The 21,493-nt window shown below is 42.8% G+C and carries 13 protein-coding genes and 4 rRNA genes; 12 read left to right on the top strand and 5 right to left on the bottom strand.

Features of this window, described 5'->3' with window-relative positions; genetic code table 11:
• Positions 1-122: 122 nt before the first annotated feature.
• On the bottom strand, positions 123-869 hold the full coding sequence (locus RCG21_RS30640) for a LuxR C-terminal-related transcriptional regulator (RefSeq protein WP_308914201.1): 747 nt from the start codon (positions 867-869) through the stop codon (positions 123-125).
• Positions 870-1,156: 287 nt separating this feature from the next.
• Between RCG21_RS30640 and RCG21_RS30635 the strand changes: the two genes are divergently transcribed.
• From RCG21_RS30635 to RCG21_RS30610, 6 genes are all read left to right on the top strand, one after another.
• A complete protein-coding gene (locus RCG21_RS30635; protein WP_308914200.1) occupies positions 1,157-2,629 on the top strand; it encodes an aldehyde dehydrogenase family protein in 1,473 nt (490 codons plus the stop codon).
• A gap of 286 nt (positions 2,630-2,915) precedes the next feature.
• The gene (locus tag RCG21_RS30630) at positions 2,916-4,976 is read left to right on the top strand and encodes a copper amine oxidase (protein ID WP_308914199.1); all 2,061 of its coding nucleotides are present in this window, start codon (positions 2,916-2,918) and stop codon (positions 4,974-4,976) included.
• A gap of 38 nt (positions 4,977-5,014) precedes the next feature.
• A complete protein-coding gene (locus RCG21_RS30625; protein ID WP_308914198.1) occupies positions 5,015-5,662 on the top strand; it encodes a cell division ATP-binding protein FtsE in 648 nt (215 codons plus the stop codon).
• The gene (locus RCG21_RS30620; protein ID WP_308914197.1) at positions 5,659-6,528 is read left to right on the top strand and encodes a cell division protein FtsX; all 870 of its coding nucleotides are present in this window, start codon (positions 5,659-5,661) and stop codon (positions 6,526-6,528) included. The genes RCG21_RS30625 and RCG21_RS30620 overlap by 4 nt, the downstream gene beginning before the upstream one ends.
• Entirely contained in the window at positions 6,521-7,480 is a 960-nt protein-coding gene (locus RCG21_RS30615; protein ID WP_308914196.1) for a coiled-coil domain-containing protein, read from the top strand. Before RCG21_RS30620 ends, RCG21_RS30615 begins: the two co-directional genes overlap by 8 nt.
• 68 nt (positions 7,481-7,548) lie before the next feature.
• Positions 7,549-8,451 (top strand): hypothetical protein, encoded by a 903-nt coding sequence (locus RCG21_RS30610; RefSeq protein WP_133340003.1) that lies wholly within the window; start codon positions 7,549-7,551, stop codon positions 8,449-8,451.
• A gap of 177 nt (positions 8,452-8,628) precedes the next feature.
• Here the strand turns inward: RCG21_RS30610 and RCG21_RS30605 are convergent, their stop codons facing one another.
• Positions 8,629-9,702 (bottom strand): sensor histidine kinase, encoded by a 1,074-nt coding sequence (locus tag RCG21_RS30605; protein WP_133340005.1) that lies wholly within the window; start codon positions 9,700-9,702, stop codon positions 8,629-8,631.
• Positions 9,699-10,379, bottom strand: coding sequence for a response regulator transcription factor (locus tag RCG21_RS30600; protein WP_308914195.1), 681 nt, complete (start codon positions 10,377-10,379; stop codon positions 9,699-9,701). The genes RCG21_RS30605 and RCG21_RS30600 overlap by 4 nt, the downstream gene beginning before the upstream one ends.
• A gap of 157 nt (positions 10,380-10,536) precedes the next feature.
• Here RCG21_RS30600 and RCG21_RS30595 point away from each other — a divergent pair, with 157 nt between their 5' ends.
• Both RCG21_RS30595 and RCG21_RS30590 read left to right on the top strand, forming a co-directional pair.
• Positions 10,537-11,550, top strand: coding sequence for an ATP-binding cassette domain-containing protein (locus RCG21_RS30595; RefSeq protein ID WP_133340009.1), 1,014 nt, complete (start codon positions 10,537-10,539; stop codon positions 11,548-11,550).
• Positions 11,547-12,359, top strand: coding sequence for an ABC transporter permease (locus RCG21_RS30590; RefSeq protein ID WP_133340011.1), 813 nt, complete (start codon positions 11,547-11,549; stop codon positions 12,357-12,359). Before RCG21_RS30595 ends, RCG21_RS30590 begins: the two co-directional genes overlap by 4 nt.
• A 123-nt stretch (positions 12,360-12,482) precedes the next feature.
• Here RCG21_RS30590 and RCG21_RS30585 read toward each other — a convergent pair whose 3' ends face one another.
• Together RCG21_RS30585 and RCG21_RS30580 are read right to left on the bottom strand one after the other, a co-directional pair.
• On the bottom strand, positions 12,483-13,352 hold the full coding sequence (locus tag RCG21_RS30585; protein ID WP_133340013.1) for a 3D domain-containing protein: 870 nt from the start codon (positions 13,350-13,352) through the stop codon (positions 12,483-12,485).
• 456 nt (positions 13,353-13,808) lie between these two features.
• Positions 13,809-14,126, bottom strand: coding sequence for a hypothetical protein (locus RCG21_RS30580; protein ID WP_133340015.1), 318 nt, complete (start codon positions 14,124-14,126; stop codon positions 13,809-13,811).
• Between the two features lie 441 nt (positions 14,127-14,567).
• On the opposite strand from RCG21_RS30580, the gene RCG21_RS30575 reads away from it, so the two are divergent.
• The 4 genes from RCG21_RS30575 to RCG21_RS30560 all read left to right on the top strand — a co-directional run bounded on the left by RCG21_RS30575 (position 14,568) and on the right by RCG21_RS30560 (position 21,305).
• Positions 14,568-16,116: ribosomal RNA gene (locus tag RCG21_RS30575) — 16S ribosomal RNA — on the top strand.
• A 190-nt stretch (positions 16,117-16,306) separates the two neighbouring features.
• A 23S ribosomal RNA gene (locus RCG21_RS30570) occupies positions 16,307-19,242 on the top strand.
• Between the two features lie 80 nt (positions 19,243-19,322).
• Positions 19,323-19,439 (top strand): 5S ribosomal RNA (rrf, locus tag RCG21_RS30565).
• 317 nt (positions 19,440-19,756) lie between these two features.
• Positions 19,757-21,305 (top strand): 16S ribosomal RNA (locus RCG21_RS30560).
• Together the 16S, 23S and 5S rRNA genes form the textbook arrangement of a ribosomal RNA operon.
• Positions 21,306-21,493 lie beyond the last annotated feature (188 nt).

Genomic DNA, 21,493 nt, shown 5'->3' with positions numbered 1-21,493 from the left:
TCGAAGGAGACGAACTTGATTCATTTAGGAAGTCAGAAAGGGAATTCAGATTGATTCATTCAAAAAACGCTCATATGAGCGTTTTTTTGTTTTGATATTTTTTATAGAAGATGATGTGCCAGTCACTTTGTATTTATTTTATAGCACAAACTTGTTCGGTTTGAGACATCTAACTTTTTATAGATACTTTGCAAATGTTTTTTTACGGTATTGACACTTATGAATAGTTCATTGGCCAAATCGACATTTGTAAAACCTTTTTGAACTAGATTTAATACTTCCTTTTCTTTCAACGTCAACTCATGAAAACTGTCATTGATGTTATTTTTAGTTGATTCATATGGTCTTAAAGGAGATTGGAGGATCTTTTGTGTTAAGAATCTAGAAATCATCTCCATCGACATCAATTCCAAGGAACTAAAGGGATGATCCTTTTTTGATCGTACAAAATCTATCAGTCCTATAATCTTATTTTCATTATAAAGTACTAATCCAACATCATAATAAAACCCGTATTTTTTCATGAAATTATTATAGAAATCGCTTTTTTCATAGCCTTGTGGAGGGAAGAGTTCAAGATTACTGATAACCCTTTGTTTATGTATTCTATGTATCATTTTTTGTGGAATTAAAACGTCAAAATGATAATGATTCTCTAGATAGTCATCCATGACATACTTATCTATATTTAGCATGACAGGATCGATAAAGTTTTCATTCTCATCACTTAACCAAAAATTAGATTGATGAAAACCAAATAATCGGTCAAATGCAAGCAGCACTTGTTTTCGAAAATCCTGTTCGGTACCTGTTACTTCATCCATGAAGGTTAGAATTTTTTGATACATACCACTGGGTAAAAATTCCATATAGTCATCACCGATTTTATTTTTGATTATAACATATTCATCATACTTAACTGAATAGTCTGTCACATTATTTTAAATAAATAAAAGCGATTCCTTTTATCACTGAAAGTATATTGAAATATTATGAAAAAATATCCATTTTTATCATTTTGTTCCTTGTTATTCCTAACAAAAATGGCCCATCTGGGTAATAGAAATTAAACCGAAATTTCAGAATAATAATAACATAACAAATTCATTGTGCTGCTTTAAAATCCGTAATGCACAAAAAGGGAGTGGATGAAAGAATGACAAAAGTTTATAAGCTGTTTATTGGGGGAAGTTGGGTTGATAGTAATTCTGGAAAAACCTTTAAGTCGATAAACCCGGCCACTGGTGAAATCAATGGAATAATCTCTGAAGCAGATGAAGGGGACGTCCATCAAGCCGTTCAAGCAGCTCGTAAAGCTTTTGAATCGGGTGCATGGGCGAGTATGCCTCCTGGAGATCGAGGCAGATTGCTTTATAAAGCGGCTCAAAAAATGTGGGAAAAGCTAGACTTCCTTGCTGAACTCGAATCCATGGATAATGGACTTCCTATTAATGAAACAAAATACATTGCCATGCCTGCAACCATTGATGTTCTTGAATTTTATGCCGGTCTTGCTAATAAAGTTCAAGGGGATACATTTGCTTCACCCTCCAATCGATTTAACTATTCTTTAAGAGAGCCGTTAGGTGTAATTGGGGCAATCGTGCCTTGGAATTTTCCGCTTATGCTTACGATGTGGAAGCTGGCACCAGCACTTGCAGCTGGTAATACCATTGTGATTAAACCAGCTGAGGAAACCTCCATCAGCATTTTAGAACTTGCAAAAATCTTTCAAGAGGTGGGCATTCCAGATGGGGTTTTGAACATTATCCCCGGAACAGGACCTGTCGCGGGTAATGCATTAGTATCGCATCCTGAAGTAGATAAAATTGCCTTTACAGGTTCGACTGAGACAGGCCGCCTGATCATGCAAACTGCCAGCCATAATTTGAAACCGGTTTCACTTGAGCTGGGCGGTAAGTCACCGAATATTGTGTTTAATGATGCCTCTCTTGAAGATGCCGTTAACGGTTCCATGTTTGGAATTTATTTTGCACAAGGTCAAGTATGTGCAGCAGGTTCGCGCTTATTTGTTCAGGACGGGATTTATGATAAGTTTATGGATTTATTTTTTAATAAAGTTCAATCGATACGCATTGGAAATCCCCTTGATGCAACCACTCAAATGGGGCCGCAAGTATCTGATAAACAACTTAAAACCATTGAACACTATGTAAGCTGTGGACTAGAAGAGGGGGCCAGGTTAGTAACAGGCGGTAAACGTTATGAACATGCTGGCAGCGGTTATTATTTTTCACCGACTATTTTTGAAAACGTAACAAATCAAATGAAGATTGCCCAAGAAGAGATTTTCGGCCCAGTTGTATCCGTCATTCGTTTTAAAGATGAAGAGGATGCGCTTTTAAAGGCAAATGATACTGTGTATGGCTTGGCATCAGGAGTTTGGACAAATGATCTTCAACGGGCACATCGCATGGCGCGTGGCCTAAAATCCGGAACGGTATATGTGAACACGTATAATATGCTGGATAGTACGACTCCTTTTGGCGGCACAAAGCAAAGCGGGTTTGGCAGAGAGTTAGGAGTGCAGGCAATGGATATGTATACCCATACAAAAAGTGTATGGATCGATTTGAATAAAAATGGATTAAATTGGTACGGAGTATAAATCAGTCTGTATTCAAGGATGTAAATATGTTTGTGAGAAGTTGATTGAGCGGAAGGTGCGAGACTCCTGCGGGAGCAGAGGGACAGGTGAGACCCCACAGGCGCAAAGCGCCGAGGAGGCTCACCGCCCGCCCCGCGGAAAGCGAGCATCCTGGAGCGGAAATCAACCACTCTTCTTCTTGGATAAATAGCAACAAAGCTTACGAAAAAACAAAAATCTTTTAGAAAACAGCCTTATTCAAATAGCGCTATTATTCTAGTAAAACGCACAAAATGGGGAGGTATTTATGAAAAAAAGTAAACTTGTACCTATTATTCTTACAACTGCTTTAGCTGTTTCTGGAGGAGTTGGTTTCTATCATCATCATCAAATAGCAGAGGCCGCTGAAAGTGCAAAAGTAAATTCCGTTCAAAAAGAAGTTCCCTATAACCCTTTAAATCCTTTAAGCGCAGATGAAATCAATTCGGCACGTACTATTCTCAAGCAGCAGGGCTATATCAAAGCAAACACTCGTTTCCAAGAAATAAGCTTAAAGGAACCAAACAAAGAAGCGGTAAAGAACTGGAAACAGGGAAAAAAGCTCCTTCGGCAGGCATCGATTATTGTCATGCAGGATAATCATATAAAAGAGGGACTCGTAGATTTAGGGGAAAAAAAGGTCTTATCCTGGAAGGAAATGAAGGGTGCGCACGGTATGATTCTCGCGGATGACTGGGCAACCGCACAAAAGGCTATTCTCGCTAGTAATGAATATAAAAAGGCTCTGTTAAAACGGGGAATAAAAGATTTTTCTAAAGTTATTGCTACTCCTCTAACCGTTGGTTATTTTGGTCCGAAAGATAATAGTGCGGATCCAAATAAAAAATTATTAAAAAGTGTGGCTTACTTAGATACAGGAGACGGGAATTTCTGGGGACACCCTATCGAGAATCTTGTTGCCGTCATCGATTTGGATAAAAAGAAGGTGATTCAAGTTCAGGATGAAGGCGTGATACCGGTCCCAATGAAAAACACCTCTTATGTCATGAAGGATAATGCTAGTAAGCGCGAGCCGGCTAAACCTCTTAATATTGTGCAGCCAAAGGGTACAAGCTTCCACGTTAATGGGAATGAAGTCAAATGGCAAAATTTCACCTTCCACTTTCGCTTGGATCCGCGTGTAGGCCCTGTTATTAATACCGTTACCTATAATGATCATGGAAAAATAAGAAAAATCATGTATGAAGGCAGTCTTGGCGGAATGACCGTCCCTTATGGAGATCCAGATGTCGGTTGGTATTTCAAATCATATATGGATTCCGGGGAATATGGTGTAGGGAATTTAGGCAGACCTCTTGTGAAAGGTTCGGACGTACCAGCAAATGCTAAACTGTTCGATGCTACTTTGGTTGACTACCAAGGGAAGCCGTATGTATCACATAATGTGATGGGCATATTCGAGCGTGAGGGCGGTCCTGAATGGACACATAATGATTTTGTTACAGGCACTTCGGAGAGCAGGGATCGACGAGAATTGGTTCTTCGTTTCATCACGACTGTAGGGAATTATGATTATATATTTGATTGGGTATTCCAGCAAAACGGGAATATTGAAATCGATAGTGGTGCTTCAGGTATTGAAGCGGTTAAAGCTGTGAAGAGTAAGACGATGCACGACAGTACGGCCAAACAAGATACACGAAATGGGACATTGCTTGATCAAAATCTAGTCGGTGTATACCACCAGCATATTTTTAATTTCCGGCTTGATATGGATGTAGATGGGGAGAAAAACAGTGTGGAGAAAATAACCCCTAAAGCTCAAAGTGTTACCGACAAATCGTATCCTTATCGCAATAGTGAAATGGTTGTCGGCAAAACTATCTATAAAAAGGAATTAGATGCAGCACAGAAATGGACTGACCCTAGCAAACTCATACTGGTTACGAATAGTGAAAAGGAAAATAAGCAAGGGTATCCGACGGGTTATCAGATTATCCCTTATGCTGGCGGTACCCAGCCATTTGCTGAAAACCTGCTGTTTACGAGTGATTCCTATCTTGCGAAGCGAGTCGGTTATGCAGGAAAACATGTTTGGGTAACACCTTATAATGAAAATGAACTATATCCAGAAGGGAAATATATCAATCAGAGTACGAAAGAAATCGGCCTGGGATTGTGGACGCAGCAAAATCGACCAATTGAAAATACGGATGACGTTGTTTGGGTCACAACTGGAATTACCCATATTCCAAGAGCGGAAGAATGGCCAATCATGCCAACAGAATGGGTATCCCTATTATTGAAACCATATAATTTCTTTGATCAGACCCCAACTCTTGATTTGCAAAAACCGAACAGCAAGTAATAAAGAATTCGAATGATTTTGATTTAGAAGGTGAAATGATGATAAAAATTGAAAATCTCAAGCAAAGCTACCTGGGAGTTCCAGTGATAAAGGGATTAAACCTTGAAATCCAAAAAGGAGAATTGGTATTTTTACAAGGAAGTTCAGGGTCAGGGAAAAGTACCTTTTTAAAAATACTAAATGGGTATACCGAGGACTTCGGGGGAGAAGTATGGATCGAAAATGTTTCCATTAGAAAAATGAAAAAATTTGAATTAAGACGCATAACTGGTACAGTCTACCAATCTTTCGAATTGCTTGAGAGAAAAACAGCTTTCGAAAATGTTTGCTTAGCCGGTGAAGTATTAGGGAAAAGTCAGTCTGAAATCATGGGGCGGGCCAAGGAGCTTTTTGAACAGGTAGGCTTGAGAGGAAAGGAGGAACGGTATCCGGCACAGCTATCAGGAGGAGAACAACAAAGGGTAGCGATTGCTCGTGCCTTACTCAATAAACCGAAAATATTGCTTGCTGATGAGCCAACGGGAAATCTGGATCCGGAAAATGCATTCATGATCATGCAGCTATTTTCACAAATTAATCAGCAACATGGTCTCACAATGCTAATCGTTACACATTCAAAGGAACTAGTCAAAGCGTTTCCAGGTAGAAAAATACGAATGGAGGGGGGGATTATAAGAGAGCTATGAATATCTTAATCTATAGTTTGCGTGACGTTAGAGAGGGAATCAAACGAAATGCTGCAGCTGCCATAGCAACGATTTTACTGGTATTTATCTCTCTATCCATTTCAGGCAGTTTTTTATTAATGAAAACAGGTTTGGATAATGTGACCAACTTTCTAAGTTCCCAAGTGAAAATAAAGATATTTGTAGATCCTTCCGTTAATACACAAGAGGTAGCGCAAATCTTGAAAACGAAGGGCTTTACTCAAAATATAACGATTGAAACAAAAGAAGAAACCTTAAATAATTTAAGGCAATTTTTTCAGGGGAAGTCTTACTTATTTGATTCTTTTAAAGACAGTCAACTGCCAGATACCATCTTGCTGGATTTAAAAGATAAAAGCGAAATTGATACGGTTGCAGAAGGATTAAAATCGATTAAAGGGATTACAGATGTCATTTATGCTCAAACATATGCTCATACCATCCTTTCATGGTCGAGCAAGATCAATCGATACGGACTGATTGTTTTAGCTCTTATGATTACATGTTCCTTTTTAACCGTTCATGTTGCCGTCCATTTGGGTTTATACCAACGGCAAAAGGAAGTACAGGTCAAACTATTACTGGGTGCAAAAGTCTCTCATGTTCGGAATCAAATTTTGTTTGAGGGCTTTCTATTAGGTTTGATCGGAAGTATATTCGCTAGTTTTACTATATTTTTACTCTATGAATATGTTTTGTATCAATTACAGGTAAAATTTTATTATATTTTTACTTTTAGTATTCAAAATATGAATTTGATTATGCTGACTCTTATCGCATGTGGAGGAGCGATTGGATTATTAGGAAGCTACTTTGCAACAAGAAAGATGTTGAAAAATGGCTAAATTTATTATCGGACTTCTCACATTTTTTCTGGTATTGATTGCTGCGTCTCAAACGAGCGCTCATGTTTTAGGTGTTTTCAAAGAGTTTCTAGTCGGCATAAATGAAAACACAACCCAACAATTAAAAAATGAAATGCAAAAAACCAAAGTCGAAATTGAACAATTAACACCACAGGTGCAGGAAATGCAAATGGGATATGCCCAGCAACAGGAGTTGGCTGCAGATAAATTAATGTTCTATAACTCAATTGGTATGGATGCTTATTTGAACTTTATTTTTCAATCCAATCAAATTGAGGATGTCTTAGCGAACAAAACGATTATCCAAAAAAAAATAAAGAATGACCTGCAAGATCTTAATGATCTTTACTATCAATATATGCAATTGAAAGTGACGAAGGAATCGCTAGAAGGAGAAACACAGCTATTAGGTGCCATTCAAGAGAATTTAAATGTAAGGAAACAAATACTCGATCATTATGGACGTTTAAGTCCGCTTCAACTAGCAGATAAAGTCGGGCAATATTGGGACATTGTCCGTATCTTTTTGCAGGGTGATCTGCTTTATGACAATCGTTTACTATCTAAAAATTTAAAGGACTTTGTTACACAAAAAACGGCAACTTCTCCCTACCGCATAGAGGAAACGATGTTAAATCAAAAATGTAAGGTGACGTATTTTATCCGTTCTGATCATATTTATGTTCATTATCATACCGATTATGATGATTTGATCTTAATTGGAGTGATGGCGATGGACAATCAAAACACAGCCAGTTTAAAGATCGAAGCTGGTTTTATCGATGGATTTATGATTCCGAATGGTGAACTAAAAGATCTCAAAGCTCTATCTATTAATCTTGCAGTTCTAAGCAAAGGCTCGAAAAACTTTTATGTTGAACAAACGAATGGAGCCATTGAGATTCAAAAGGCAGAGGATGCCGGGGAATAAATAGGAAAAGGAATCTCACTCCAAACTACGATTCTGTATAAATAACATGATTAAAAGGAAGAAATAAAATGAAAAAAATGATTTCAATAATAGCTGTTCTATTTAGCGTCTCATTCCTATTTTCTTCAACCGCTTTAGCCCATATTACGAACGAAAAGAATATCTATGACGATATTCAATTTTCGAAAGTTCAAGAACAAATTGTGATCCTTCGAACGATTGGAGCCCTGGCTGCGCCGGAAGGAGTGAATTTATTTAAGCCACAAGAAAAACTGACACGTGCTGAGTTAGCTTATTATATCGCCACCTTTGATCATTTAGCGGATGATACGGCTAAAGAAGAAGTTTTTGAAAAAGCTGCACTTCAAAAAAAACGTATCATTAGTCTGGATGGTAATGCTACATATCAAGACGTAGATCAGGCATTCTTTGGCGGAAAAGCTCCTGATTCACATAAATCAAGTGAATTGACTCATGAAGACTATGTCCGTTATTTAAGCAGATTCTTAACAGAAAAGGTTGACGGAAAAACATTATATGACTTAGCTGGGGCAGCAAATGGACCAACAGGAACCATAAGCGATGTCAAAATCATTAAAGAGGGTACAGAAGATCAATACGTCATAACCATTGAGGGAATGAATTATAAAATAAATCCACATGGTAAAGTTTTGTATGGACCGGTTGATCTTCAGTCTTGGGGTGGGAAAAAAGTAGACCATTCTATTTTGGTTACCCACGATGGAGAGAAAGTAATTGGTTTAATTGTTTCCGCGAAAGGTCAGTTTGCAGACGATCAATTGGTAAACGATCACTCATCGATGGGGACTCACTCTATTACTTCAAAAGGAGAGGAAAAACCATTCCCGTTTGTTCCGATGGCAGGTGGAGGTATAGTTGTAATCCTTTTCGCTTGGATATTTGTCGTTAATCGGTCAAATAAGAAAAAACGAAAAGAGTTTCTTCAGTAAATTGAAAGACAAGTTGGTCTTAATGTTTAGACTATTGCACGAAATACAAAAGTGCAAGACCTCCAGTCACTAGAAGAAATAAATATCCAAAAGAGAACCGCCCTCATTTTCGCTGAACAATTTTGCGCAACGAACAAAAACAAGCACCTTCTACTTTTTAGAAGGGCTTGTTTTTGTTTATTGGTCAATTGGCAAGATCACTTTAAGCTCTGTCCCTTTGTTAGGGGAACTTTCAACCTGTATATCCCCTTTATGCATTTCAATGATTTTCTTTACAATCGAAAGCCCTAATCCACTCCCGCCATTTGAACGGTTCCTTGATGGGTCGGCTTTATAGAAACGTTCAAAGATATGCATCTGAACCTCTTTTGTCATCCCAATTCCAGTATCTTTAATCGTCACAGTAATCCTATCCGCAGCATTTTTAATTATTTCCACACCAATCTTCCCATTGTTTGGTGTAAATTTAATGCTGTTATGGAGTAAATTTATCCAAACCTGATCCATCAGCTCTTCATCGGCATTGATGGTTACTTTATTCAAGGAAACATCCATCTCAAGATTTTTATTTCTCCATTGCGGTTCATTCGAAAGGATGACTCTGCGCAATTGTTGATCTAAACGGTAGGATTTTGGTTCAAATGGCGGATGGTCGGACTCCAATGAAGTTAGCTTTAACAGATTATCGCTTAGCTTTGAAAGCCGCATGCTTTCCACCTCAATAATTTCGAGGTATTGCATGCGTTCTTCATCAGATAGATGATCACTTTTTAAGGCATGGGCAAATCCTGTTATGGAGGTCAGAGGTGATTGGATTTCATGAGAAACGTTGGAAATAAACTCCTGGCGCATTTGTTCCATTTCACCGAGCTCTGTTGCCATATGGGTAATACTCTCTGCAATTTCATTAAAGGGATGATTTCGATTCCCGAACTCTTTTTTATAAAATGAAAGATCAATATTAAAATTCCCTTGAGCCATCTTTGCCATCGCCTCAATCATTGGTCGCAAAAACAGACTCTGTTTTTCTTGAAAAAAACTAATTTTAGAAAAGCCATACATGATGAGTCCAAAGAGAAAAAATCCAAAAAAGGTATCGATCATCTGCATCTTATAGGAAGATAACTGATGGATGGGAAAGGCTTGGAAAAACCAGGGAGTGATGTAAAAAGCGGCTGTCCAGCATAAAAGTAATAGGAGTAAAATGGCTAAAACCTCGCCGCTTTTTTTTACCATCTTGATGATTTTCATTTTTTCACCTCTAAACGATAACCGAGCCCGCGAATCGTCGTAATTTTAAAAGGGCAGTTCACATCTGAAAAACGCTGTCGCAAACGTTTAATATGAACGTCCACGGTTCGCTCATCCCCTTCGTAATTATATCCCCAAATATCTTCAATCAACTGTTCTCTTGAAAATGTTTTGCCCGGATAGGCTGAAAATTTATATAAAAGCTCAAATTCCTTTAGAGGCAAGGTGATTTCGTTTCCACCATCAAACACTTGGTAAGTCGCGCGATCCAGCTCGATATTTCCAATATTCACCTTATTTGAGCGATTGATATGGTACCGTTTGAGTAATGCCTTTAACCGTGCTAACAGTTCAGCGGGATGAAAGGGCTTGACCAAATAGTCATCTGCCCCAAGCTCAAATCCTTTTACTTTTTGAGCTGTTTCTCCCTTTGCCGTCAGCATCAGGATGGGAAGGGAATCGGAATAATAGGATCTTATGTTCCGGCAGAAGTCCCAGCCATCCATGTTTGGCATCATAATATCAAGAATGATCAGATCGACTTTTTCGGCCTCGAGCAAGGATAACGCTTCTTTTCCATCCTGGGATTCTAAGATTGAAAAGCCTTCCTTGGACAAGATGACACCAACCAATTTGCGAATATGAGAGTCGTCGTCAACTATTAAGATTTTTGTCATGACATTCCATCCTTTACAAAGAAAAAATCTATAATTTACGTCTTTTTAGTATACTCCTTCTTTATGAACTGAATATGAATTAGAGAATTGATTAAAAGTTCATATTCAGTTCATAATGGCCTGTTACGATGTATGCAGTGAAAGAGGAGGAATGCATATGGAACCTATATACAGGAAAATGCCAAACAATGGGGATTGGGCTGTTGAGGCTCAAGGGCTATTTAAAAATTTTGGTGAAAATCGTGCTGTTGACGGCGTAAATCTAAATGTGCGTGCAGGTACGATTTATGGCCTGCTTGGTCCGAATGGGGCAGGTAAAACCACTACAATTAGAATGTTGGCAACCTTGCTTCGACCTGATGCAGGTTCGGCACGCATCTTTGGTCATGATGTAGTGAAGGAGTCCCAAATCGTACGTCAATTGATTGGGGTTACAGGTCAGTATGCCTCGGTTGACGAGTCGCTTAGTGCAACCGAGAATTTGGTTATTTTCTCCCGGCTGCTCGGGTTGGGAAGGGCAGAGTCCAAGCGGAAGGCAGCGGAGTTACTTGAGGAATTTGGATTAACGGAAGCAGCGAAGCGTCCGTTGAAAAATTTCTCAGGCGGTATGCGTCGCCGGCTGGATCTTGCGGCAAGTCTTATTGCACAACCGCCGCTTATCTTTTTAGACGAACCAACTACAGGGCTTGATCCTCGCACGCGAAATCAAATGTGGGATACCATCCGCCGATTGGTGCGTACTGGCTCAACAGTCCTTTTAACAACACAGTACTTGCAAGAAGCTGATGAACTGGCTGACAGGATTGCGGTGATCGATCGCGGCATCGTTGTCGCGGAGGGCACCGTGGATGAGTTGAAGGCATCAGTTGGAAAAACTTCGTTGCATCTTAGAATTCAAAATCCACTGGACAGCGAGAATGCCCGTCAAACCGTTGAACATGTGCTAAAGGCCAAGTCCAATGTGTCGTCGGAAGGCGGAAAGATTATTGCTCCGATGACGGATGCCGACCGGGTCACGGATCTCCTGATCGCTCTTCGCAAGGCGGGAATCCAGCTGGCGGAATTGAGTGTGCAGAAACCGACTCTTGATGAGGTCTTTTTGACGATTACAGGGCATGATGCGAATAGTACGCCTGAAAATTTCAATGAGGTAAGGGAGGTAGGAGTATGAATACATCCACTAAGCCTTTTGCCGATCGCCAGTTAAAAAACTATACCAGTTTGGGTCAGACCGTGCGAAATACTTTTACAATGGCCTATCGTGGTCTATTGAAGATTCGGCGAACACCCGAGCAATTATTTGACGTCACACTCCAGCCAATCATTTTTACTCTTATGTTTACTTACATCTTTGGAGGGGCCATCTCAGGAAATGTGAAGAGCTATTTGCCCGTTATCATACCCGGCATCCTTGTGCAGACCGTGATTACGACTTCCATTGTTACTGGGGTCCAGCTGCGTGAGGATATGGATAAAGGCGTATTTGACCGGTTCAAGTCACTTCCGATTGCGCGGATTGCTCCGCTGGCGGGAGCGTTGTTGGCAGATACAATCCGGTATACCATTGCGACCGTACTTACTTTTACCATGGGGTATATCATGGGTTATCGTCCGGATGGTGGATTGGGTAACGTTTTCATTGCAGGGGTGCTTGTCATTGTATGTTCCTGGGCCATCAGCTGGATATTTGCCTTTTTCGGTGTGATTGCACGTACTGCTTCAAGTGTTCAGGGGATATCAATGCTCGCCCTGTTCCCGCTTACGTTTCTTTCTAATGCTTTTGTGCCGGTTAAGACTATGCCAGACTGGCTCCAATGGTTTGTGAAAATGAATCCAATCTCACATCTTGTAACTGCCGTCCGTAATCTTGCCAACAATGGAAAAATTGGTTGGGATTTTACAATATCTCTTATTGGAGCTGCGGTAATTTTAGCAATCTTTGCACCAATCACGGTCCGCGCCTATATGCGGCGGACGTAGATACTCGAATCTTTGCTAGATTATTTTAGGTAAATAAAAAAACACTGCAACCCTTGGTACATAAAAGAGTTGCAGTGTTTTGCATAATAATGGGTATACTATAGATAAGTTGTTTAATATGTTTTAGTTTAATATGGTTACCTTTAGGTGTTTTACCCCAAAATTGATTGCATCGTGTTCAGAAGGGATAAAGACATCAATTCGATTTCCTTTAATCGCTCCGCCAGTATCTCCGGCGATCGCTTCCCCATAGCCTTCTACATACACTTTACTACCAAGTGGGATAACCGATGGGTCAACGGCGATGACCTTTTGATTTGGATTTGCTTTAATGTTCATTCCAGTTGCCGTAATGCCGGAACATCCCTCACATGAGGCTGTATAAGCTGTAGCTTTCACTGTAATTTCTTTAGAACTTGAATCACTTTTTGTTTCAGCTTGTACCGCAGGTGCGCTTTCTTTTGGTTCAGGTGCAGCTTTTACTGCAGGTGCGCTTTCCTTTGGTGCTGGTGCTACTTTTACTGCAGGTACACTTTCCTTTTGTGTTGATTCAGTTTTAAATACAGGTGCATTTTCCTTAGAATCTTGTAAAGCAAGGTCCATTGTTTTTCCTGTTACAGCAGTATTATTCGTATTTATGCCATCAAAGATTAATAGATTTAATCCAGGATGGATGAGATCGGTATTTAAATGGTTCCATTCTTTAATTAACGAAACCGATGTATGATGCTCCGTGGCGATATCCCATAATGTGTCATCTTGTTTAACTATATAATGTTTCTCTGGTGCAATGGCTAGTTTATCTCCAGGATAAATAAGATCGGTAGTAAGATGGTTTAACATTTGAATATTTTCTACTGATGTATTATGTACGCGTGATAGATCCCAAAGGGTATCCCCTTTTTGTACAGTAATGGTTGCAGCTGACACATTAGCACTTACAGTTACTGAGAGTACAGCAACTGCTATCAATGATATAATTTTTTTAAGCATTCTTTTACCCTCCGTTTTCTTTGGTTGCTAAGTTTTCATAATCGTAACATGAAATTTTCTGAAACAAAGAACAGAGAGATGTTAATTAGATTACCAACGTGGCATTTATATTGCGATAATATGTCGGAAATAGTTGAATAATCTGAAAGTGGTGATTTTTGAAGGCACTTAATGCAAAAAGCCCAATTGAGGAAATAGGAATGATAAAGATAAAGTTATTGAGAATTTGGAACGAAGTGATAAATGGGCAAAAAAATAAAAGGTATTCTTCTATTTGTTTATTAGAAAAATATCCTTTCATCTATTTAACCACTCTTTCAGTGATAATCTCATGATCAAAAGTATAACAAATAATAAATTCCTTCAAACGAATTTCCCTTTCTATCATTAAGTTTGTGTAATAAGTTATTGATCGATGACACATCCAGGTCTGATTCAAGGGGGCATCTGGTAAAATTATTTCTTCTCGACTTTTACGATGCCCTTTCCCAAATTATCCTTTTCAAAATAACATATGACCTCATCATGAACTTTTATCTTTTCACCCGAAACGATGTTTTTAGAAGAAAAACGAATCCCTGTCCCGTTATCGCCTTTTCCGTAGTAGTTATTCCCTTTAATATTGGTAATCTTGTATTCCTTTGTAATGTACTGAGAGGAACCATTACCTTTAGAAATTGAATTGTTAACTGGATTGGCTGTGTGAACTTTAACGAATAGTAATGCTACTAAAATGGATGAGAGCACAACAAGAATGATAGCTTTTTTAAACATGGTATCTTACCTCCATTATGTATTTTAAGATAGGAAAGTGGAAAGTAAATCCTACTTTTTTCCTTTGTCCTTATACCTACCTCAATCCTATTATCCATCATAGCAGTTTCTTAAGAAGGGGGATAAGTTATTTTTAAACTGTTGACATAAGTGAATTAATCTAGTAATATTACTTCTTGTCACTAACAGAAAATATTAAACTTCAAAAAAACAGTTGAATTAATTAAATGTTTCTGTTATCATAGTTTATGTTGCTTTTTTAAGAAATTTTTCTTAGAAAAGTAATTGACGCTTTATGGGTGAGATGGTATACTATAAACCTTCTCGAAAAAAATGCTCTTTGAAAACTAAACAAACAAAAACGTCAACAAACAATAATAATCATGTTTCTTCTATTATATAAAGAACATGAGCCAACGTAACAAATGAGCTATATCAACTTTCTTGGAGAGTTTGATCCTGGCTCAGGACGAACGCTGGCGGCGTGCCTAATACATGCAAGTCGAGCGAATCAATAGGAGCTTGCTCCTGTTGGTTAGCGGCGGACGGGTGAGTAACACGTGGGCAACCTGCCTGTAAGACTGGGATAACTTCGGGAAACCGGAGCTAATACCGGATAATCCTTTTCCTCTCATGAGGAAAAGCTGAAAGTCGGTTTCGGCTGACACTTACAGATGGGCCCGCGGCGCATTAGCTAGTTGGTGAGGTAACGGCTCACCAAGGCGACGATGCGTAGCCGACCTGAGAGGGTGATCGGCCACACTGGGACTGAGACACGGCCCAGACTCCTACGGGAGGCAGCAGTAGGGAATCTTCCGCAATGGACGAAAGTCTGACGGAGCAACGCCGCGTGAGCGATGAAGGCCTTCGGGTCGTAAAGCTCTGTTGTTAGGGAAGAACAAGTATCGGAGTAACTGCCGGTACCTTGACGGTACCTAACCAGAAAGCCACGGCTAACTACGTGCCAGCAGCCGCGGTAATACGTAGGTGGCAAGCGTTGTCCGGAATTATTGGGCGTAAAGCGCGCGCAGGCGGTCCTTTAAGTCTGATGTGAAAGCCCACGGCTCAACCGTGGAGGGTCATTGGAAACTGGGGACTTGAGTGCAGAAGAGGAAAGCGGAATTCCACGTGTAGCGGTGAAATGCGTAGAGATGTGGAGGAACACCAGTGGCGAAGGCGGCTTTCTGGTCTGTAACTGACGCTGAGGCGCGAAAGCGTGGGGAGCAAACAGGATTAGATACCCTGGTAGTCCACGCCGTAAACGATGAGTGCTAAGTGTTAGAGGGTTTCCGCCCTTTAGTGCTGCAGCTAACGCATTAAGCACTCCGCCTGGGGAGTACGGCCGCAAGGCTGAAACTCAAAGGAATTGACGGGGGCCCGCACAAGCGGTGGAGCATGTGGTTTAATTCGAAGCAACGCGAAGAACCTTACCAGGTCTTGACATCCTCTGACACTCCTAGAGATAGGACTTTCCCCTTCGGGGGACAGAGTGACAGGTGGTGCATGGTTGTCGTCAGCTCGTGTCGTGAGATGTTGGGTTAAGTCCCGCAACGAGCGCAACCCTTGATCTTAGTTGCCAGCATTCAGTTGGGCACTCTAAGGTGACTGCCGGTGACAAACCGGAGGAAGGTGGGGATGACGTCAAATCATCATGCCCCTTATGACCTGGGCTACACACGTGCTACAATGGATGGTACAAAGGGCTGCGAAACCGCGAGGTTTAGCCAATCCCATAAAACCATTCTCAGTTCGGATTGTAGGCTGCAACTCGCCTACATGAAGCCGGAATCGCTAGTAATCGCGGATCAGCATGCCGCGGTGAATACGTTCCCGGGCCTTGTACACACCGCCCGTCACACCACGAGAGTTTGTAACACCCGAAGTCGGTGGGGTAACCGTAAGGAGCCAGCCGCCTAAGGTGGGACAGATGATTGGGGTGAAGTCGTAACAAGGTAGCCGTATCGGAAGGTGCGGCTGGATCACCTCCTTTCTAAGGATAATGCAGTCCTTATGGACTGATAAGATGTTGATCGTTTCTTGTTTGTTTAGTTTTGAGAGTGCAATTTTCTCTCAAAACATTGTTCTTTGAAAACTAGATAATCGTAAGAAGAAGTAACCAAGTAAAAACCGAGTAATCGCCATTTTAGTTTTTCTCTCTAATTTTAGAGTAAAACCTTTTAGGTTAAGTTAGAAAGGGCGCACGGTGAATGCCTTGGCACTAGGAGCCGATGAAGGACGGGACTAACACCGATATGCTTCGGGGAGCTGTAAGTAAGCTTTGATCCGGAGATTTCCGAATGGGGGAACCCACTGTTCGTAATGGAGCAGTATCTTTATCTGAATACATAGGATAATGAAGGCAGACCCGGGGAACTGAAACATCTAAGTACCCGGAGGAAGAGAAAGCAAACGCGATTCCCTGAGTAGCGGCGAGCGAAACGGGAACAGCCCAAACCGAAAGGCTTGCCTTTCGGGGTTGTAGGACACTCAACATGGAGTTACAAAGGAACGGGGTAGATGAAGCGATCTGGAAAGGTCCGTCATAGAAGGTAAAAACCCTGTAGTTGAAACTTCGTTCCCTCCTGAGTGGATCCTGAGTACGGCCGGACACGTGAAATCCGGTCGGAAGCAGGGAGGACCATCTCCCAAGGCTAAATACTCCCTAGTGACCGATAGTGAACCAGTACCGTGAGGGAAAGGTGAAAAGCACCCCGGAAGGGGAGTGAAATAGTTCCTGAAACCGTGTGCCTACAAGTAGTCAGAGCCCGTTTATGGGTGATGGCGTGCCTTTTGTAGAATGAACCGGCGAGTTACGATTACATGCAAGGTTAAGTTGATGAGACGGAGCCGCAGCGAAAGCGAGTCTGAATAGGGCGTTTGAGTATGTGGTCGTAGACCCGAAACCAGGTGATCTACCCATGTCCAGGGTGAAGTCCAGGTAACACTGGATGGAGGCCCGAACCCACGCACGTTGAAAAGTGCGGGGATGAGGTGTGGGTAGCGGAGAAATTCCAATCGAACTTGGAGATAGCTGGTTCTCTCCGAAATAGCTTTAGGGCTAGCCTCACGAAGTAAGAGTCTTGGAGGTAGAGCACTGTTTGGACTAGGGGCCCTCATCGGGTTACCGAATTCAGACAAACTCCGAATGCCAATGACTTATCCGTGGGAGTCAGACTGCGAGTGATAAGATCCGTAGTCAAAAGGGAAACAGCCCAGACCACCAGCTAAGGTCCCAAAGTATACGTTAAGTGGAAAAGGATGTGGAGTTGCTTAGACAACCAGGATGTTGGCTTAGAAGCAGCCACCATTTAAAGAGTGCGTAATAGCTCACTGGTCGAGTGACTCTGCGCCGAAAATGTACCGGGGCTAAACGTATCACCGAAGCTGTGGGTGGACACCATTAGGTGTCCGCGGTAGGAGAGCGTTCTAAGGGCGTTGAAGCTGGACCGTAAGGACTGGTGGAGCGCTTAGAAGTGAGAATGCCGGTATGAGTAGCGAAAGATGAGTGAGAATCTCATCCACCGAATGCCTAAGGTTTCCTGAGGAAGGCTCGTCCGCTCAGGGTTAGTCGGGACCTAAGCCGAGGCCGAAAGGCGTAGGCGATGGACAACAGGTTGATATTCCTGTACCACCTCTTTATCGTTTGAGTGATGGGGGGACGCAGGAGGATAGGGTAAGCGCGCTATTGGATATGCGCGTCCAAGCAGTTAGGCTGAGAAGTAGGAAAATCCGCTTCTCGTGAAGGCTGAGCTGTGACGGCGAGGGAAATTTAGTACCGAAGTTCCTGATTCCACACTGCCAAGAAAAGCCTCTAGCGAGATAAAAGGTGCCCGTACCGCAAACCGACACAGGTAGGCGAGGAGAGAATCCTAAGGTGAGCGAGAGAACTCTCGTTAAGGAACTCGGCAAAATGACCCCGTAACTTCGGGAGAAGGGGTGCTCTTTGAGGTGAATAGCCTCGAAGAGCCGCAGTGAATAGGCCCAGGCGACTGTTTAGCAAAAACACAGGTCTCTGCGAAGCCGCAAGGCGAAGTATAGGGGCTGACGCCTGCCCGGTGCTGGAAGGTTAAGAGGAGGGGTTAGCGCAAGCGAAGCTCTGAATCGAAGCCCCAGTAAACGGCGGCCGTAACTATAACGGTCCTAAGGTAGCGAAATTCCTTGTCGGGTAAGTTCCGACCCGCACGAAAGGCGTAACGATCTGGGCACTGTCTCAACGAGAGACTCGGTGAAATTATAGTACCTGTGAAGATGCAGGTTACCCGCGACAGGACGGAAAGACCCCATGGAGCTTTACTGTAGCCTGATATTGAATTTTGGTACAGCTTGTACAGGATAGGTAGGAGCCGTAGAAGCCGGAGCGCTAGCTTCGGTGGAGGCGTCGGTGGGATACTACCCTGGCTGTATTGAAATTCTAACCCGCACCCCTTATCGGGGTGGGAGACAGTGTCAGGTGGGCAGTTTGACTGGGGCGGTCGCCTCCTAAAGAGTAACGGAGGCGCCCAAAGGTTCCCTCAGAATGGTTGGAAATCATTCGCAGAGTGTAAAGGCATAAGGGAGCTTGACTGCGAGACCTACAAGTCGAGCAGGGACGAAAGTCGGGCTTAGTGATCCGGTGGTTCCGCATGGAAGGGCCATCGCTCAACGGATAAAAGCTACCCTGGGGATAACAGGCTTATCTCCCCCAAGAGTCCACATCGACGGGGAGGTTTGGCACCTCGATGTCGGCTCATCGCATCCTGGGGCTGTAGTCGGTCCCAAGGGTTGGGCTGTTCGCCCATTAAAGCGGTACGCGAGCTGGGTTCAGAACGTCGTGAGACAGTTCGGTCCCTATCCGTCGTGGGCGCAGGAAATTTGAGAGGAGCTGTCCTTAGTACGAGAGGACCGGGATGGACGCACCGCTGGTGTACCAGTTGTCTTGCCAAAGGCATCGCTGGGTAGCTATGTGCGGACGGGATAAGTGCTGAAAGCATCTAAGCATGAAGCCCCCCTCAAGATGAGATTTCCCATAGCGTCAAGCTAGTAAGATCCCTGAAAGATGATCAGGTTGATAGGTCAGAGGTGGAAGCATGGCGACATGTGGAGCTGACTGATACTAATAGATCGAGGACTTAACCATAGTCTTAAGGTGAACTCGTTTTTACTAAAACTTCTTCTGTATTATCTAGTTTTGAGGGAATGATACCTCAAACAAAATAGTCTGGCAATAATGGCGAGAAGGTCACACCCGTTCCCATACCGAACACGGAAGTTAAGCTTCTCAGCGCCGATGGTAGTTGGGGGCTGTCCCCCTGTGAGAGTAGGACGTTGCCAGGCGAAAGACAGGAAGTTTCTTCTTAGTCTTTTTAAATCCCTTTAAGAATTAAAAACTTTCTCTTGCATTAAAACACCGAGGGTGTTAATATAAGAAAGTTCCTCAAAAAAGGGAAGTCAATTAATAAGATCTTTCGAGATTTTTTTTAAAAAAATAATTGACATTGTTTTTGAAAAGTGGTAAGATAGATTTTGTCGCTTTTAAAAAAAGATTGTTCTTTGAAAACTAAACAAACAAAAACGTCAACAAACAATAATAATCGTGTTTCTTCTATTATATAGAGAACATGAGCCAACGTAACAAATGAGCTATATCAACTTTCTTGGAGAGTTTGATCCTGGCTCAGGACGAACGCTGGCGGCGTGCCTAATACATGCAAGTCGAGCGAATCAATAGGAGCTTGCTCCTGTTGGTTAGCGGCGGACGGGTGAGTAACACGTGGGCAACCTGCCTGTAAGACTGGGATAACTTCGGGAAACCGGAGCTAATACCGGATAATCCTTTTCCTCTCATGAGGAAAAGCTGAAAGTCGGTTTCGGCTGACACTTACAGATGGGCCCGCGGCGCATTAGCTAGTTGGTGAGGTAACGGCTCACCAAGGCGACGATGCGTAGCCGACCTGAGAGGGTGATCGGCCACACTGGGACTGAGACACGGCCCAGACTCCTACGGGAGGCAGCAGTAGGGAATCTTCCGCAATGGACGAAAGTCTGACGGAGCAACGCCGCGTGAGCGATGAAGGCCTTCGGGTCGTAAAGCTCTGTTGTTAGGGAAGAACAAGTATCGGAGTAACTGCCGGTACCTTGACGGTACCTAACCAGAAAGCCACGGCTAACTACGTGCCAGCAGCCGCGGTAATACGTAGGTGGCAAGCGTTGTCCGGAATTATTGGGCGTAAAGCGCGCGCAGGCGGTCCTTTAAGTCTGATGTGAAAGCCCACGGCTCAACCGTGGAGGGTCATTGGAAACTGGGGACTTGAGTGCAGAAGAGGAAAGCGGAATTCCACGTGTAGCGGTGAAATGCGTAGAGATGTGGAGGAACACCAGTGGCGAAGGCGGCTTTCTGGTCTGTAACTGACGCTGAGGCGCGAAAGCGTGGGGAGCAAACAGGATTAGATACCCTGGTAGTCCACGCCGTAAACGATGAGTGCTAAGTGTTAGAGGGTTTCCGCCCTTTAGTGCTGCAGCTAACGCATTAAGCACTCCGCCTGGGGAGTACGGCCGCAAGGCTGAAACTCAAAGGAATTGACGGGGGCCCGCACAAGCGGTGGAGCATGTGGTTTAATTCGAAGCAACGCGAAGAACCTTACCAGGTCTTGACATCCTCTGACACTCCTAGAGATAGGACTTTCCCCTTCGGGGGACAGAGTGACAGGTGGTGCATGGTTGTCGTCAGCTCGTGTCGTGAGATGTTGGGTTAAGTCCCGCAACGAGCGCAACCCTTGATCTTAGTTGCCAGCATTTAGTTGGGCACTCTAAGGTGACTGCCGGTGACAAACCGGAGGAAGGTGGGGATGACGTCAAATCATCATGCCCCTTATGACCTGGGCTACACACGTGCTACAATGGATGGTACAAAGGGCTGCGAAACCGCGAGGTTTAGCCAATCCCATAAAACCATTCTCAGTTCGGATTGTAGGCTGCAACTCGCCTACATGAAGCCGGAATCGCTAGTAATCGCGGATCAGCATGCCGCGGTGAATACGTTCCCGGGCCTTGTACACACCGCCCGTCACACCACGAGAGTTTGTAACACCCGAAGTCGGTGGGGTAACCGTAAGGAGCCAGCCGCCTAAGGTGGGACAGATGATTGGGGTGAAGTCGTAACAAGGTAGCCGTATCGGAAGGTGCGGCTGGATCACCTCCTTTCTAAGGATAATGCAGTCCTTATGGACTGATAAGATGTTGACCGTTTCTTGTTTGTTTAGTTTTGAGAGTGCAATTTTCTCTCAAAAAAAACATTGCTCCTGCGCCGCAGTAGTTCGAGGAAGTTATCCCTCAGCTCGTCGCATGGCAGCATGAAGTAACGCTCTGATGTTTAATCATGATGTGATTGA

This window comes from Bacillus salipaludis (assembly GCF_030938565.1).
Taxonomy (GTDB): Bacteria; Bacillota; Bacilli; order Bacillales; family Cytobacillaceae; genus Neobacillus; species Neobacillus salipaludis_A.
This window is presented reverse-complemented; position numbering and strand designations above follow the sequence as displayed.